Annotated in this window: 1 protein-coding gene; it reads left to right on the top strand. The window is 46.8% G+C overall.

Annotated features, from left to right (window positions below):
* Positions 1–671: hypothetical protein (locus K0H48_RS22740; RefSeq protein WP_219269291.1), on the top strand; the 671-nt coding region annotated here is incomplete at both ends.

The raw sequence follows: 671 nt of genomic DNA, 5'->3' as shown, positions 1-671 counted from the left end.
AACTACAGGTGGTGCAGCACTTATAGCTATTGGCGCCTTGGCAGGTGCTGCAGGAGCAGCATTTGGAGCCGTTTTAGGCGGATTGCTTTGCGGGCAAAAAGCTAAGCTGGCCAGAAAATGGCTCCACAGCAAAAAAGATATGATCGTAGCAGGCAAACCCGCTATAAGTGGTGATCATAAAATGAAGTGTATGATTTTTGGAGACGAAATTATCTTTGCCCCACATATCAAAAACTGGTGGCAGGCAATAGCTCTTGCCGGAGCAAATTATGTAGGAGGTATTATGGAAGGTATGATGGCCGGTGCAGCTGTGGGTATGGGTGGTGCCTTTGTAAGCGGGGCCAGAACAGCATTTTTGCAAGGTGGCACACGTGCTGTAGGCCAGGCAGGATTACAGTTCCTGAAAACAATGCCTAAAAACTTTGGGGTAAATATTGTTGAAAGTTTTAGTAAATTTGGACTTGGCATGCGTGGTGTTATGGGCGCTCAAAATACCGCAGCCACCTACGGTAATACAGGTACTGCCAGTATAGGCGATTTTGCAAAAGGAATCGTTGCGATGGAAACAGGTGCCTACGACTCTTTTAACAATATAAAAGAGGGTAAAGGTACCTGGCAGGACTTTGCAGGTATGGCTATAATGGTGGCTCCGGCAGGTAAAGGCAAACGAG

It is taken from the genome of Pseudomonas sp. Xaverov 259 (genome assembly GCF_019352915.1).
Taxonomy (GTDB): Bacteria; Pseudomonadota; Gammaproteobacteria; order Pseudomonadales; family Pseudomonadaceae; genus Aquipseudomonas.
This window is presented reverse-complemented; position numbering and strand designations above follow the sequence as displayed.